We start from the raw sequence: 14,051 nt of genomic DNA on the forward strand, positions 1-14,051 counted from the left end.
ACGAGAAGATCTTCACGCCGGTGGGAACCGCGATCACCATCGTGGCGAACACGAAGTAGGCCTGCGTCTGCAGCGAGAGGCCGACGGTGTACATGTGGTGCGCCCACACGACGAAGCCGACCACGCCGATGGCCACCATGGCGTAGGCCATGCCGAGATAGCCGAAGATCGGCTTCTTGGAGAAGGTCGAGACGATATGGGTGATGATGCCGAAGGCCGGCAGGATCATGATGTACACTTCGGGGTGGCCGAAGAACCAGAACAGGTGCTGGTAGAGCACCGGGTCACCACCGCCCGACGGCTCGAAGAAGGTCGTGCCGAAGTTGCGGTCGGTCAGCAGCATCGTGATCGCACCCGCGAGAACCGGCAGCGACAGGAGCAGCAGGAACGCGGTCACAAGCATGGACCAGGCGAAGAGCGGCATCTTGTGCAGCGTCATGCCCGGAGCGCGCATGTTGAGGATCGTGGTGATGAAGTTGATCGCACCCAGGATCGAGGAGGCGCCAGAGAGATGAATGGCAAGGATCGCGAAGTCGAAGGCCGGGCCAGGATGGCCGACCACTGAGAGTGGTGGGTACGCCGTCCAGCCGCCGCCGAACCCGGTCGACCCCGGCGCGCCTTCGGTGAACAGCGAGCAGAGCATCAGGCCGAAGGCCGCCACGAGCAGCCAGAACGAGATGTTGTTCATCCGCGGGAACGCCATGTCCGGCGCGCCAATCATGATCGGGATGAACCAGTTGCCGAAGCCGCCGATGAGCGCCGGCATGACAACAAAGAAGATCATGATGAGGCCGTGGCCGGTCACGAACACGTTGTAGGCCTGCGGATTGGAGAAGTACTGCAGGCCGGGCTCCTGCAGCTCCAGGCGCATGCCGATGGAGAGCAGGCCGCCGATGATGCCCGCCGCGAAGGCGAAGATGAGGTAGAGGCTGCCGATGTCCTTGTGGTTCGTGGAATAGAACCACCGGCGCCAGAACGTCGGATGCACGTCATGGGCCGCGGCATCGAGTTCGCGTCCGTGGACTCGTTCAGGCATGTCATCGCTCTCCAGACCTGCGACAGGGTTGGGCAAGGGCGGAGCCGTGACAAACGAATTTTATTGCTGGATATCGGCAGGGATCCTGCACCATGCTCCGTCAGGCGCCTGAGCGCCATAGCCGGCACGGCCGGCTTGAACTCCAAATCTTTTGCTTGATCAGACCAAACAATTTCGTTTGCCAGGCTCCCGAGCCGGAGGGAGGATTGTTGCACCGTTTCGCTAGACCGCCCCTCCTCCCGGATGGGACGGCGGCGGAACTGGGCAGTCCACGGCACGATGGAGGTCATGATGCAGCATGCCAGGCCCGCTCAATCCACGGCCATCTCCGACAGCCACACGGGCGAACGATGGCTGGCCGTCAGTCTTCTCGCCAGCTCGCTGGCCCTGCTCACTTGGTGCGTCGTCGCGCTTTAGGCGGACCGAATCCACAGAAAGGACCAGGACATGTGCCACTATAATCTGTTCCGCCACGCCGACCGTTCGGAACTCATCTGCGCGGTTCCGGAAGTGCGGCCCGTGCCCGCCTTCATCACCGGGCCGCCCTGGAGCTTCGTCGGACGCGTGAGGGACTATCCCGGCTCGTCGGGTTTCGATCATCAGGTGGCGGCGGTGAGCGCCCACTACAACGGTTTCTACCTGTTCCAGCTGATCAACCCGTCGGATCTCAAGGCCTGGGTCGATCAGGACCGCAGGCCACCCGATAGGGATGCTCCCATCTGTGGCCAAGAACGGCCAGGGGAGACCTTGCCGCTCCGGATGGCTGCCGGGTGAAACGAGGCGCAGCGGCGACCAAGTTCGGGAGCCATGCGATGTCACGGCTCATCGGCCGCGACGCTTTTGGCAAGGCACTGCAGGCTGGGTGGAGACCAACATGGCTGGAGAGTTTTATCTGAACCCAGCACCCGAGCTGGCGCGCAGGCGCCGCGAGCTCGCACCCGACGTGCAGGCCGCGTTCGAGGCGTTCGGACGCCAGGTGTTCGCCGCCGGCGCCCTGGACGCCAAGACGAAGCAGTTGATTGCCGTTGCCGTCGCCCATGTCACCCAGTGTCCCTATTGCATCCAGGGACATACGAAGGCGGCACAGCGCGCCGGCGCGACCCCGCAGGAACTCATAGAGGCCGTTTGGGTCGCAGCCGAGATGCGGGCCGGAGCGGCCTACGCGCATGCCGCGGTCATGGTCGCCTCATTGTCCGAGGATCAATAGGCAGGCGGTCATCAGGCGCTCCGGTGGCGCCCGCCGCTGAGGACCGTCATCTGGAGCATTCCCATGAGCGCAGAGGTTCCCAACGCCAATGTACGGCTAAAGCGGGCTTACGAAACGCCTGCCGCCGATGACGGCGCCCGCATCCTTGTCGACCGGCTTTGGCCCCGCGCGGTCTCCAAGCAAGCCCTTGCCCTTGACACATGGATGAAGGACATCGCCCCCAGCCCCGGTTTGCGCCGCTGGTTCGGGCATGATCCCGGCCGATGGCATGAATTCTGCCGCCGGTTCGCCGCCGAGGTGCATGAACACCAGGATCTGCTGGATGAGTTGCGCGCCCGCGCCCGCAAGGGCCGGATTACCCTCGTGTTTTCCGCCCGCGACGAGGTGCACAACGACGCGGTCGCCCTCCGGGGCTTTATCCTGCATGGCCTGGCGGATCGAGGGGCAGCCAAAGTGCAAAGAAAGTGATTGGAACCGGCAAATCTATTCGTTTGTCACGCAACCCGTCCACTCATACCCTCTTTCTTATCGAGCGATGGCGCCGATGACCGGCCTAGCTCGTAAAGCCTCTCGTCAGCGCACCCAGAGGAGGCAGAGATGCTCACCGCTGCAGATGTCATGACGACTGCCGTCATCACAGTCAGGCCCGAGACATCGATCCACGAGATCGCCAAGTTGCTCTGCGACCATCATATCAGCGGGGTTCCGGTGGTCGGAGACGACGAGCAACTGCTGGGCATCGTCAGCGAAGGCGATCTGATCGGGCATGCCCAATTGGCTGGTGAACAACGCCGGTCCTGGTGGCAGACTTTCCTCAGCGGCCCCACGGTACTGGCTCAGCACTACGCCAAATCACATGGTCGCACGGCCCGCGACGTCATGACGGAAGAGGTGGTTACGGTCCTGGCCACCACGCCACTCGCCGACACGGCCCGCGCCCTGGAGCAGCACCGGATCAAGCGCGTCCCGGTTTTGCGGAATGGGAGACTCGTCGGCATCGTGACGAGAAGCAACCTGCTTCAGGTCTTGGCGACCACCGACGTGTCGAAGCCGATGAATGTTGCCGACCGCATCATTAGGCAGCGGCTGAACGAAGAACTCGAAGGCCAGCCTTGGGCCTATCTCCTGTCGAAGAACATCGTCGTCGAGAATGGCGTCGTTCACCTGTTTGGCATCGTCCAGTCAGACGAGGAGCGGCACGCGATCCGCCTGGCTGCAGAGAACCAGGCCGGCGTGAAGGGCGTGGAGGATCACCTCTCAGTGGTACCGCCCGTCTCTTATGTCTTCTGAGGAGCTCACGGTGACTCTGTTCAACGCTGGAGAATTGAGGAACGCCAAAGTGGCTGCCGGCGCAACCCACGAGGTCGCGCAAGCAGGATGTGTCCTGCTTTACCCCTCGAAACGCCCGGACTTGTCATGGAGCCGCTATTGTTGAAGATGCAGTCCTCCGCGCCCATGCGCCTTGAAACGTGTCGGTCCTTTCAGGTGCTCGGCCCTAGTGGTTCGGTGTCTCGGCGTCGTCAGGCTTTCAGAACATGGCGGTGCAGACATGACGCCTGCTCGCGGTGAAGCGACGTCCTCACCGAACTTCAAAGCGGTTCTATACGGCCTTGCGCTCACGGCACTTGCCAGAGCCTCTCTTGTGCTGGCCGTGTGCATCATCATGGATGCGTCCGGAGGCCAGAGTCTCGGACTGAACCTGCGGACAGCGGTCCTTGCCTTCGGCCTCCTTGGAGGAGCCGGGCTTGGCCGCGGGTTGAGGGCGGAGCGGACTTTAGAATTTGAACAGGCAAGCCGTTTGTATGCCCTCGCCCTTGTGAACTTCTCCATCTGCTATGCTGCGCTTCTGGCTGGCAGCTTGTTGAGCGCCGGTGAAAGTCAGGGAACGTAAGCTTTGCATGGCAGCCCTTTCTTGACCTCATCCACCGGGCAAAGGCCCATTGCACTCATCACCGGCGCAACCGGCATCTGGGCCGCCCGCTCGGCAAGGTGTTAAGCGCGGCCACAGTACCTCCTGGAGCCGGGTGGTGTAGCGAAATGACAGGCTCCGGAACGCTCTTGCCGGGAACCTTTTGGGGCTGTTCCCATCCAATGGGGACGCGCGGGGCATAGATGGACTCGGCGCGTCACCGGAGGATGCCATGAGAATTGCTTTCGCCACGCTCGCCCTGGCTGCCGCCTTCAGCCTGCCGGCCCTTGCCGCCGACCAAGTCGAGAAGGCGCCGCCCACAGGTGCCTACAAGAAGGTGAGCGAACTTGTGAAGATACCCGACTTCCTGCCCGGCCTTGGCCAGCTCTACGTCGATCCCAAGACCCTACCGGCCGGCCCGTTCCTGGCCTATGACCGCGACGGGCGCCTCGTCAGCACCGTCTACATGCTCCCCATCGAGGACCTGTCGAACAAGGACAAGCGCTTCGACGACCTCGCCGCCCCCGGCGGCAAGGTCGACCACGTCGACGTCTACTTCAACGCCGGCCATCCCGGGGTCGAGAAGCCCCATGCGCACGTGGTCCTGTGGCATGTTCCGAAGGCCGATGAGCAGCGGGTGGCGGCAAAGTGATGGTCTCGCGCAGACACATCCTGCGGATCGGCGGGGGTCTCCTCGCCGGTCTGGCTCTGCCCCGGCTCCCACTCGCCGCTGAGGCAGTCGAAATCCGGATGCAGGGCAATGCGGACGGCTCGCAGGTCTGGTTTAACCCAATTGGCCTGCGCATCAAGCCGGGCCAGACGATCCGCTGGGTCAACCTGGACCCGGGGAATTCCCATACCGCGACAGCCTACCATCCCAAGAACTTCGAGCGCCCGTTGCGTATCCCTGAGGGTGCCGAGCCCTGGAACTCTGACTACCTGCTGCCGAACGAGAGCTTCTCGGTCACGCTCAAGGATGAAGGCGTCTACGACTTCTTCTGTGTTCCGCACGAGCATGCCGGCATGGTGGGGCGGATCATCGTTGGCGAACCGGACAGGTCTTCCATCGACAGCGGGCCGGCACAAGCAGCCGGCGGGGAACCGATCCCCGAGATTGCTCTCCGCGCTTTCCCGTCCGTCGCCGAAATCATGCGCCGCGGCATCGTCAGGCCCGCATAGGGCCGGTTCCGATAGCGGCGGGAACCTTACTTGTTCCCGCCCATCCAATAATCAGCCACCGAGGCCCTGCCAGATGCAGATGAGGGCGCCATGATCCGCTCGGTTGCCTACATGAAGGCGGTTCTCGCCGGCATGGCGGGAGCCATCGCTTGGGAGATCGTTGCCCGGCTGCTGATCTGGGCCGGCATGCCGTTCTTTGACCTTGTCATGACGCTCGGGACCTTGATCCTCCCCCATGCACCGGCATGGGAAGCCTGGCTGGCCGGCATGGCAATCCACCTGCTGGTCGGTGCCATTTGGGCTGTCTTCTACGCCTACTTCTTCTGGTCCGTCCTGCCGCTCCGTCCTGCTCTGCAGGGCATGGTGTTCGCCTTCGTACCGATGCCACTGGCGATCTTCATCATGCATCCGCAGTTCGACCTCATGCACCCGCTCGTCCAAAGCGGCCATCTGTCTTCCTCGGGCCTGTTCGGGTTGAGCGGCGGGGCGCACGAGCCGCTCTCCATCGCGGCGGGCCATCTGATCTGGGGCACCGTTCTGGGCCTGCTCTACACCCGCCCTGTCGGCTACCGGGCAAATAGGGCGCCGCGCCTGAACCGATGGACCATCGGAGCACGACCGCCTGTCAGCTCGGCTGCCGAGCCCACCGATCACCGGTTCATGTTCGCGACCGGGATCGAGTGCAGCTATCCCACACTGGAGGGCGGGCGGTGGCGCATGGACCAGATGGCGGCCTGCGGCCATTACCGCCACTGGCGCACCGACCTTCACCTCGTGCGGGATCTCGGCCTGCGCTACCTACGCTACGGTCCTCCCCTGCACCTCATCCATCGCGGCCCCGGCCAATATGATTGGGATTTCCTGGACGAGGTCGCCGCCGAGATGCAGCGGCTCGGCATTGTGCCGATCATGGACCTGTGCCACTTCGGCCTGCCGGGCTGGCTGCAGAACTTCCAGAACCCGGAGGTGCCGCAGGCGCTGGCCGACTATGCCCGGGCGTTCGCCCGGCGCTATCCGTGGGTGAAGCTCTACACGCCCGTGAATGAGATGTATGTGTGCGCCAAGCTCAGTGCCCTCGAAGGATTGTGGAACGAACAGTGCCGGGACGAGCGCGCCTTCGTCACGGCGGTGCGTCATCTCGCCAGAGCCAGCGTGCTGATGATGCAGGCGATTGCGGCCGAGCGTCCGGATGCCGTGTTCGTCAACAGCGAGAGCGGTGAGTTCTACCAGCCGTGCTGCCCCGATCCCGAGATCCGCCGCATCGCCGCCTTCGAGAACGAGCGGCGTTTCCTGCCGCTGGACCTGCTCTACGCCCGTCCAGTGCACGAGGACACGCGCGCCTACCTCCTCCAGCACGGCATGCCAGCGGAGGAATATGCCTGGTTCATGCAGCAGGACGTGCGCAGCCGTTCAATCCTCGGTGTCGACTATTACGAGTGGAACGAGAAGCTCATCGACAGCACCGGCCGCGCGCAGACGCTGGGTGAGCTGTTCGGCTGGTACGCCATTGCCGGCCAGTACTATGAGCGCTACCGGCGGCCGATGATGCACACCGAGACCAACCGCATGGACGCCCGCGACGGGCCGCGCTGGCTCTGGCGCCAGTGGCACAACGTGCAGCTGATCCGCCAGGCAGGCGTGCCGGTCGTGGGCTTCACCTGGTACTCGCTCACCGATCAGATGGATTGGGACATTGCCCTGCGGGAGCCGCTCGGCAACGTCACCCCGGTCGGCCTGTTCGACCTCAACCGCGATCCGCGAACGGTTGGCCTCGCCTACCAGCATCTCGTGCGCCTCTTCGGGGCCGACCTCAACGAGGCGCCATCCATCGAGGCGGTGCTAGACGAAGCGTCAAAGATCGCAGCGCAAAAGGTGAGGAGACTCCATGCTTAGGATGCTGCAGGCCCACGGCCTCGATGCCGGTCCGACCCAACGGCCGCTTCTCGCAGGGGCCATCGCAGGTGTGTCGGCAGCGATCCCGGCCTTTGCGGTCCTAGCCGGCTTTCAGTCCCTGGATGCACCTGCCCGAGCTATCGGCACGTCCGCGGTGGCTACCGGTCTCGTCTATGCCGTATTGATGCTCTTCGGCGGGATCCTGTACGGCTGGCTGTTCCAGCGGGCGGCCAACGACATGCGGGGCGGATGGCTGTTCGGGATGGCGTTCGGTTTCGTCCTGTGGATGCTCGGGCCCATCCCGCTGCTGCAGTGGCTTCCGGACCAGCCCATCCTGCACGGCTATCCCGCCGCTGGGCTGCTGCTGGCCCAATTGCTCTGGGGGCTGGCGATGGGCGTGGTATTCCCAGCTATCCACCGTCATCTCCACGTCAGCCTGGAGAACCGACCAAGCTCCGCATTCCAGTCCACCGGTCCGGAGGCGGTTGCCCAGACGCAGATGCTTCGGCCGCTCCCACCATCCGGGCACCCGCCGCACTGACAAGGTTTCCCTTTCCGTCCTTGGTCCGCTCCGGGAACCTTTGTCCGGATGTTCCATCTAATAGGCAGCAACAGGAGCTTGGCCATGCAGACGGCAACGGTCGCGGCAACACGGTTGGACGGGCTTGATGATGGGGCGCTGGTGGCACTGGCCCGAAGCCGGGACGGAGCTGCAGTCCGACTCATCATGCAGAGGCACAACCGCCGCCTCTTCCGCGTGGCCCGCGGCGTCCTGCACGATGATGCCGAGGCCGAGGACGTGGTTCAGGAGACCTACGTTCGTGCCTTCACCCATCTCGACGGCTTCCGCGGCGAGGCGCAGCTCTCGACTTGGCTCACGCGCATTGCGCTCAATGAGGCACTCGGACGACTCCGACGGCGGCGCACTATGATCGCCTTGAAGGATATCGATGCCATCAACGACCAGGGGGAAGCCCGCGTGATCTACCTGCCGTCGGCCCGCCAGGACAGTGATCCAGAAGCCGCCGCCGCCCGGGCTGAGGTGCGGCGTCTGCTCGAACGCGCCGTGGACGAACTGCCCGAGTCCTTCCGCATCGTCTTTGTCCTGCGGGACATCGAGGAGATGAGCATCGAGGAGACCGCCTCCCATCTGGGCTTGCGGGCCGAGACGGTGAAGACGAGGCTCCACCGCGCCCGGCGTCTTCTGCGGCAATCTCTCGACAGAACGCTGTCCTCTGCCGTGAGTGACGTCTTCCCGTGCGCCGGCCCCCGCTGTGCCCGGATCACGAAGGCTGTGTTGGAACGGCTCGGCTTGTCGGAGCCCCCTGAATAATGACGCTGTCCAAGACAGAACCCTCATGGGCATCGGACATGGGACCCGCGTCGCGCCAATCCCTGCCAAACCCCGTCCAAAGGGGTTGAGACGCCTTTGGATGATGAGGGACAAATTCCCTGCGGAGCTTTCTGCTGAACGAGGAGAACGCCATGCGAGCCGAGAACCCTGTACGAGACCGCAATCCCCAAAGCACCGCGCAGATCGCCGGCCATCCACTGCACCCGATGCTGATCCCGTTCCCGGTCGCCTTTCTCGTGGCCACCCTCGTGTGTGACCTGCTCTTCTGGAACACGGGCAACAGCGCTTGGAGCACGGCCTCGCTCTACCTCCTGGGCGCCGCGCTCATCATGGCGGCCCTGGCGGCCCTTGCCGGCCTGACCGACTTCTTGGGCGACCGGCGGATCCGCAGCCTATCGGCGGCCTGGCACCACATGCTCGGCAACGTCGTCGTGGTCCTCCTGTCCTTGTGGAACTGGTATCGCCGCTACGAGGCCGGCGACGCTGCCGTGCTGCCCATGGGGCTTCTCATCTCGCTCGTCGTCGTTCTCCTCCTGCTCTACACTGGCTGGCGGGGGTGGGAGATGGTCTACCGCCATCGGGTGGGGGTGTCGGATCAGGGAGCCTGATCCGGTGGCTCGTCATGCCCAGTGTACGGGAGGAGGATAAATGGATCTGAGCCGGCTTGCGGCGGACGCGATCCTCGCGGCTGCCGCCGACGCCGTGGTGGCGACGGACCGCGACGGGATCATTCAGGTGTGGAACCCTGGGGCCGAGCGGATCTTCGGCCATCGCGCGGACGAGGCGCTCGGGCAGTCGCTGGACCTGATCATCCCGGAGCGCCTCCGTGCTCGTCACTGGGAGGGATTCCGCCATGTCATGGCAACCGGCGAGAGTCATTACGGCGCGGGCGACCTGCTGTCAGTGCCGGGCGTCCGCAAAGACGGACAACGCATCTCGCTGGAATTCACCATCGTGCCGCTCAAGGACGAGCAGGGCCGAATGCATGGCCTCGCCGCCGTCATGCGCGACGTGACCAGCCGCTTCGAGGAGATCAGAGGCCTGAAGAAGAAGTTGGCGGAGGCAACCGTACCGCCAAGCCCGCATTGACCCGGCAATGGCAAACCCGTTCTACACCATCGGGCACTCCACCCGCACCATTCCGGAATTCGCGGACATCCTCCGTGAGGCGAAAGTCGGCCTCGTGGTGGATGTCCGGACCGTTCCGCGCTCCCGGACGAACCCGCAGTTCAACCGCGACGCCCTGCCCGAGAGCCTTGCAGACTACCAGATCGGGTACGAGCACATCGCCGAACTCGGCGGCCTGCGCGGCAGGCAGCGCCAGTTGGAGTCCTCCCCCAATGAGTATTGGGAGAACACGAGCTTCCGGAACTATGCCGACTACGCCTTGACGGACCGGTTCCGGGAGGGGCTTGGCCGCCTGACCGTCCTCGGCAGCGAGAACATCACGGCGATCATGTGCGCCGAGGCGGTGTGGTGGCGCTGCCACCGCCGGATCATCGCCGACTACCTGCTCGCCTCCGGCCATATGGTGTTCCACATCCTTGGACCTGCCAACATCGGGCCAGCGTCGATGACGCCCGCAGCCCGTTTGACCGCTGACGGGATTGTCTACGCGGACCTGCCGGCGCCGGACCCGTCAAGCGGGACCGAGGCGGCGTCGCGCCACAGCTCGTAGAGATCCCCGTCCTCGCGACGAACGGGCACATGGGCGATCTTGAGCGACTGCTCCGCCAGCGGCTTTGCCAGTTCCGCATAGATGGCCGCCGTCGACAGGCCGTACGGCTCGCCGTCGTCATTGGAATAGGCGTAGGTCACTTCGCGGATGCCCGTGAGATGCATGGCCGACAGGCACATCGGACAGGGATGGCCGCTGGCATAGATGACGCAGCCGTCGAGGCGCGGGCTGCCGAGCGCCCGGCTTGCGGCGCGGATCGCCTGGAGTTCGGCATGGGTGGTCGGATCTTGGGTTGTGTGGATCTCATTGACACCCGTGGCGATAACGGCGCCGTCCTTGACGAGGACCGCACCGAAGGGGCGGCCGCCGTTGCGGACGTTCTCGCGCGCTAGATCAATGGCTTCACAGAGGAAGCGCTCGGCTGGGGACATGTCGTTTCTCCTCGTCTCTCGGTTCAGCGTGCGCCAGCCGCGGTCAGGAGTTGTTCGATCCCATGGTAGCTACGCCGGCGTGCATGCTGCAGCGGCGTGACCCCGTCATGGTCGGCGAGGTTGGCGTTCGCTCCCGCGTCGAGCAGCAAGCGAACAATTTCAGCATGCCGCGGCCCGCCTTCCCCGAGGATGATCGCCTCCAGCAACGCGGTCCAGCCCAGCTTGTTCACGTGGTCGACATCCACACCCGCTTCAATCAGGGTGCGGACCGTCTCCACGTGCCCGCGCTCGGCAGCGGGAATGAGCGCCGTGCCGACATAGCGGTTCGTGCTCCTGAGATCAGCGCCATGGGCGAGGGTCAGGCGGAGGATCTCAAGATGCCCCCTGGCGCCGGCGAGCAGGTAGGGACTGTCGTTGATCTCGTCCTTCGCGTTCACATCGGCGCCTGCCTCGATCAGGGCTCTCGCGGTTGCAACGTGGTTGTTCTGGACCGCTGCCATGAGGGCCGTGCGCTGGCGGCCGTCACGGGCGTCCATGCTCGCCCCTTCACCCATGGCGCGCCTGACGCCGTCCGAATCCCCCCGCTCCGCGGCGGCGATGAGTTGCTGGTTGAGTGGCGAAGGGGAACCGGACGAACCAAGACCCGACAGTGTGCTCATCAGCAGGGCTCCCAACACCATGACGGGGAACAACAGTCTCATCGTCGTGCCGTCCACAACACCATTCCGACCCTTCCTGGTCCGGGATATTGGCCCGCCACGCAATTTGGGAAGAGCACGCACGATGCGAAGGGCGATTGATCGCGGCATTCCTTACCAAACTCCGAAATGGCCGGGCTGGCGCGAGGCGGTCTGGATCGGCACATCCAGCATCGCCTTCTCGGCGGGTGTGAGGTGCCGGACCGCTCCCCTGGGCAGATCGCCCAGCCGCACGCCACCCACATCGATCCGCACGAGGCGGAGCACCTCCGCATCGACGGCGTCGAGCAGTCGCCGGATCTGGCGGTTCCTGCCCTCGCTGAGAACAATTTCGAGCCAAGCGTTGCGTGCGCCGACACGGAGCAGGCTGGCCGACTTCGCGACGAGGCGTTCGCCGTCGAGCACCATGCCAGCCTGAAGGCGTTCCAGCATTGCCTCATCCGGCAGGCGGTCGATCTGGACGTGGTAGACCTTCTCGACGTTCGATGCGGGATCCAGCACACGCTGGGCCCACCGTGTGTCGTTGGTCATGAGCAGAAGGCCTTCGCTCGCCTTGTCAAGTCGCCCCACGGGCGCGACGAACGGAAGATCGAGCCCTTCAAGGCAGTCGTAGACTGTTGCCCGCTCCTCTGGGTCGTCCCGGGTCGTGACCAGGCCGCGCGGCTTGTTGAGCATCAGGTAGACCTTGCGCTCGGCCACGACCGGCTCGCCATCGACGGTGATGCGGGCGCGCCCGGGATCGACGCGAGCCGTCACGCTGCGGACGATCCGGCCGTCGAGGCGGACGCGCTTCTCAGCAATCAGGGCCTCGGCTTGTGTGCGGGAGCAGAACCCGAGCTTCGACAAGGCGCGCGGCAAACTGACCACGGCGCCGTTCTGACGCGGGGGTCGAGCCGCGCCCCGTAATCGGGGCGGAGGTTTCATGATGGTGCCGTTCCGGATGTCAGCTCGTGAAGAACTGCTGCGTGCCATGCGCCTCGATGGCGCCTGCAAGCCGCGAGAGCGCATGCACGTAGGCGGCGCTGCGCAGGGTAATGCCCTTCTCGCGGGCCAGTGACCAGACGGCGTCGCCTTCCCGCTCCATCATCGACTTCAGCCGCGCATGCACGTCCTCGACGGGCCAATAGTAGCCTTGCCGGTTCTGCACCCACTCGAAGTACGAGACCGTGACGCCGCCCGCGTTCGCCAGGATGTCCGGAAGAACAACGATGTTCTTGGCGGCCAGGATTTCATCGGCTTCAGGAGTGATCGGGCCATTGGCGAGTTCGAGAACGACGCGCGCCTTTACGCCGGCGGCGTTGCCCTCGTGGATCATGTCCTCCAGGGCGGCGGGCACGAGCAGGTCGCAATCGACCGAGACGAGATCGTCAAGAGGAAGGGTCGAGATGCCGTCAGTCCCGGCAATTCTCGTGACGGGACCCTGCCTCTTGGCAGCCATCAACTTCTCGATGTCGAGTCCGGCCGGGTCATGGATCGCGCCCTTCGAGTCGGAGACGGCCACGATCCTGTATCCGTCGCCTGCCAACAGACACGCGATATGCTGGCCGGCATTGCCGAAGCCTTGGATCGCCACCCGGGACCCAGGCTCCAATCCGAGCTGCCGGGCGAGGCGCAGAACAAGATAGTAGCCGCCGCGGGCGGTCGCGTCGTCACGCCCGAGCGAGCCGCCAAGGGCGATGGGCTTGCCCGTGATCACCGCCGGGGTCGCCTCGCCCACGATGGAGGCATACTCGTCGGCCATCCAGCCCATGATCATCGAATTGGTGTAGACGTCGGGCGCCGGAATGTCCCGGTCGGGCCCGATGATCTTGGAGAAGGCCTGAACGTAGGCGCGCGACAGCCGCTCCAGTTCGGCTTTTGACAGGGTATGGGGATCGACCTGCACGGCGCCCTTGCCGCCACCATATGGCAGATTCATCACCGCGCACTTGAAGGTCATCCAGAAGGCTAGCGTTTCCACCTCTTCGGCTGTTGCGTGCGGGTGGAAGCGGATGCCGCCCTTGGTGGGGCCGCGGGTGTCGTCATAGCGGCAGCGCCAAGCCATGAAGGATTTGCGTGAGCCGTCGTCCATGCGGATCATCAGACGGACCTTCGTGGTCTCACGCGGGTACTTCAACTTTTCGAGAACGTCCGCGTCGAGGTCGAGGTGCCGGGCTGCGTCATCAAGGCGTGTCAGCGCCTGGTCCAGCATGGAGGCTGCATGCAATTGATCTCTCTCCTGTGTCGGTGATGTAGATGAGGTAGGTTGTCGTTCGGAAGCCTTAATGGCGACTTCCGCTCCGGAGCGCAACATCTCCGGGAAGGCTGCGTCGATCCGGAGCAGCCTTCCCGGAGATGTCCCCGCAGGGGCCCTACTCCCTCCGCGCGGACGCGTGCGGCGCCCGCAACCTTGCATTCGCGGGCAATCGGGCTATCTTGTGAGTGTCATGATTACGCTCGTGAAAAATCTTCGCCTTCTGGCGCATGCAGGCTGCCTCAAAGCAGGCCAGTAAGCCCCAGGAGCCTGCTCGACCCGCTGTGGTCGCCGGCGCTCCGGGGCATCAAATCTCTCTCACGCATTCATTGAGTTGTCGCATGCGCCGTTCAGGCGCGTGTTGGCTTGCCACGTCCGTCCGCCCTGCGGGAACGCGCGTCTGCGCGTCCGTCAGTTGACCGTTTTGAGGAGG

At 64.5% G+C, this 14,051-nt stretch carries 19 protein-coding genes; 14 read left to right on the top strand and 5 right to left on the bottom strand.

Going from position 1 to position 14,051, the window contains the following annotated elements; all coding sequences use genetic code 11:
- A partial coding sequence (locus OC446_RS16400) for a cbb3-type cytochrome c oxidase subunit I (RefSeq protein ID WP_262030092.1) occupies positions 1–1,036 on the bottom strand: 1,036 nt, incomplete at its 3' end.
- Between the two features lie 288 nt (positions 1,037–1,324).
- Here OC446_RS16400 and OC446_RS16405 point away from each other — a divergent pair.
- The 14 genes from OC446_RS16405 (at position 1,325) to OC446_RS16470 (ending at position 10,256) form a co-directional block, all read left to right on the top strand.
- Positions 1,325–1,453, top strand: a complete 129-nt coding sequence (locus tag OC446_RS16405) for a hypothetical protein (RefSeq protein WP_262030093.1) — start codon at positions 1,325–1,327, stop codon at positions 1,451–1,453.
- Positions 1,454–1,483: 30 nt separating this feature from the next.
- Complete coding sequence (locus tag OC446_RS16410) at positions 1,484–1,810, top strand: hypothetical protein (RefSeq protein ID WP_262030094.1); 327 nt, start codon at positions 1,484–1,486, stop codon at positions 1,808–1,810.
- Positions 1,811–1,910: 100 nt separating this feature from the next.
- Positions 1,911–2,243 carry a carboxymuconolactone decarboxylase family protein gene (locus OC446_RS16415; protein WP_262030095.1) on the top strand — a complete coding sequence of 111 codons (333 nt, stop codon included), beginning with the start codon at positions 1,911–1,913 and terminating at the stop codon, positions 2,241–2,243.
- A 63-nt stretch (positions 2,244–2,306) separates the two neighbouring features.
- On the top strand, positions 2,307–2,711 hold the full coding sequence (locus OC446_RS16420) for a DUF488 domain-containing protein (protein WP_262030096.1): 405 nt from the start codon (positions 2,307–2,309) through the stop codon (positions 2,709–2,711).
- Between the two features lie 129 nt (positions 2,712–2,840).
- The gene (locus OC446_RS16425; protein ID WP_262030097.1) at positions 2,841–3,533 is read left to right on the top strand and encodes a CBS domain-containing protein; all 693 of its coding nucleotides are present in this window, start codon (positions 2,841–2,843) and stop codon (positions 3,531–3,533) included.
- A 259-nt stretch (positions 3,534–3,792) separates the two neighbouring features.
- The gene (locus tag OC446_RS16430; RefSeq protein WP_262030098.1) at positions 3,793–4,134 is read left to right on the top strand and encodes a hypothetical protein; all 342 of its coding nucleotides are present in this window, start codon (positions 3,793–3,795) and stop codon (positions 4,132–4,134) included.
- Positions 4,135–4,384: 250 nt separating this feature from the next.
- Positions 4,385–4,804, top strand: a complete 420-nt coding sequence (locus tag OC446_RS16435; protein WP_262030099.1) for a DUF5602 domain-containing protein — start codon at positions 4,385–4,387, stop codon at positions 4,802–4,804.
- Positions 4,805–4,902: 98 nt separating this feature from the next.
- Positions 4,903–5,331, top strand: a complete 429-nt coding sequence (locus tag OC446_RS16440; RefSeq protein WP_262030100.1) for a plastocyanin/azurin family copper-binding protein — start codon at positions 4,903–4,905, stop codon at positions 5,329–5,331.
- Between the two features lie 90 nt (positions 5,332–5,421).
- Positions 5,422–7,224 (top strand): family 1 glycosylhydrolase, encoded by a 1,803-nt coding sequence (locus OC446_RS16445; protein ID WP_262030101.1) that lies wholly within the window; start codon positions 5,422–5,424, stop codon positions 7,222–7,224.
- Positions 7,217–7,765, top strand: coding sequence for a hypothetical protein (locus OC446_RS16450; protein ID WP_262030102.1), 549 nt, complete (start codon positions 7,217–7,219; stop codon positions 7,763–7,765). Before OC446_RS16445 ends, OC446_RS16450 begins: the two co-directional genes overlap by 8 nt.
- A gap of 84 nt (positions 7,766–7,849) precedes the next feature.
- On the top strand, positions 7,850–8,557 hold the full coding sequence (locus OC446_RS16455; protein ID WP_262030103.1) for an RNA polymerase sigma factor: 708 nt from the start codon (positions 7,850–7,852) through the stop codon (positions 8,555–8,557).
- Between the two features lie 152 nt (positions 8,558–8,709).
- The gene (locus tag OC446_RS16460; RefSeq protein WP_262030104.1) at positions 8,710–9,186 is read left to right on the top strand and encodes a DUF2231 domain-containing protein; all 477 of its coding nucleotides are present in this window, start codon (positions 8,710–8,712) and stop codon (positions 9,184–9,186) included.
- Between the two features lie 40 nt (positions 9,187–9,226).
- Entirely contained in the window at positions 9,227–9,667 is a 441-nt protein-coding gene (locus OC446_RS16465; protein WP_262030105.1) for a PAS domain-containing protein, read from the top strand.
- A 7-nt stretch (positions 9,668–9,674) separates the two neighbouring features.
- A complete protein-coding gene (locus OC446_RS16470) occupies positions 9,675–10,256 on the top strand; it encodes a DUF488 family protein (protein ID WP_262030106.1) in 582 nt (193 codons plus the stop codon).
- Here OC446_RS16470 and OC446_RS16475 read toward each other — a convergent pair.
- The 4 genes from OC446_RS16475 to OC446_RS16490 all read right to left on the bottom strand — a co-directional run bounded on the left by OC446_RS16475 (position 10,190) and on the right by OC446_RS16490 (position 13,576).
- Positions 10,190–10,687 carry a nucleoside deaminase gene (locus OC446_RS16475; RefSeq protein ID WP_262030107.1) on the bottom strand — a complete coding sequence of 166 codons (498 nt, stop codon included), beginning with the start codon at positions 10,685–10,687 and terminating at the stop codon, positions 10,190–10,192. The genes OC446_RS16470 and OC446_RS16475 overlap by 67 nt on opposite strands.
- 23 nt (positions 10,688–10,710) lie before the next feature.
- Positions 10,711–11,388: an ankyrin repeat domain-containing protein gene (locus tag OC446_RS16480; RefSeq protein WP_262030108.1), complete on the bottom strand. Its 678-nt coding sequence runs from the start codon at positions 11,386–11,388 to the stop codon at positions 10,711–10,713.
- A 111-nt stretch (positions 11,389–11,499) separates the two neighbouring features.
- Positions 11,500–12,309 carry a pseudouridine synthase gene (locus tag OC446_RS16485; protein ID WP_262030109.1) on the bottom strand — a complete coding sequence of 270 codons (810 nt, stop codon included), beginning with the start codon at positions 12,307–12,309 and terminating at the stop codon, positions 11,500–11,502.
- 19 nt (positions 12,310–12,328) lie between these two features.
- On the bottom strand, positions 12,329–13,576 hold the full coding sequence (locus OC446_RS16490; protein ID WP_262030179.1) for a Glu/Leu/Phe/Val family dehydrogenase: 1,248 nt from the start codon (positions 13,574–13,576) through the stop codon (positions 12,329–12,331).
- Between the last annotated feature and the right edge of the window lie 475 nt (positions 13,577–14,051).

It is taken from the genome of Microvirga sp. Mcv34 (assembly GCF_024519725.1).
Lineage (GTDB): Bacteria > Pseudomonadota > Alphaproteobacteria > Rhizobiales > Beijerinckiaceae > Microvirga.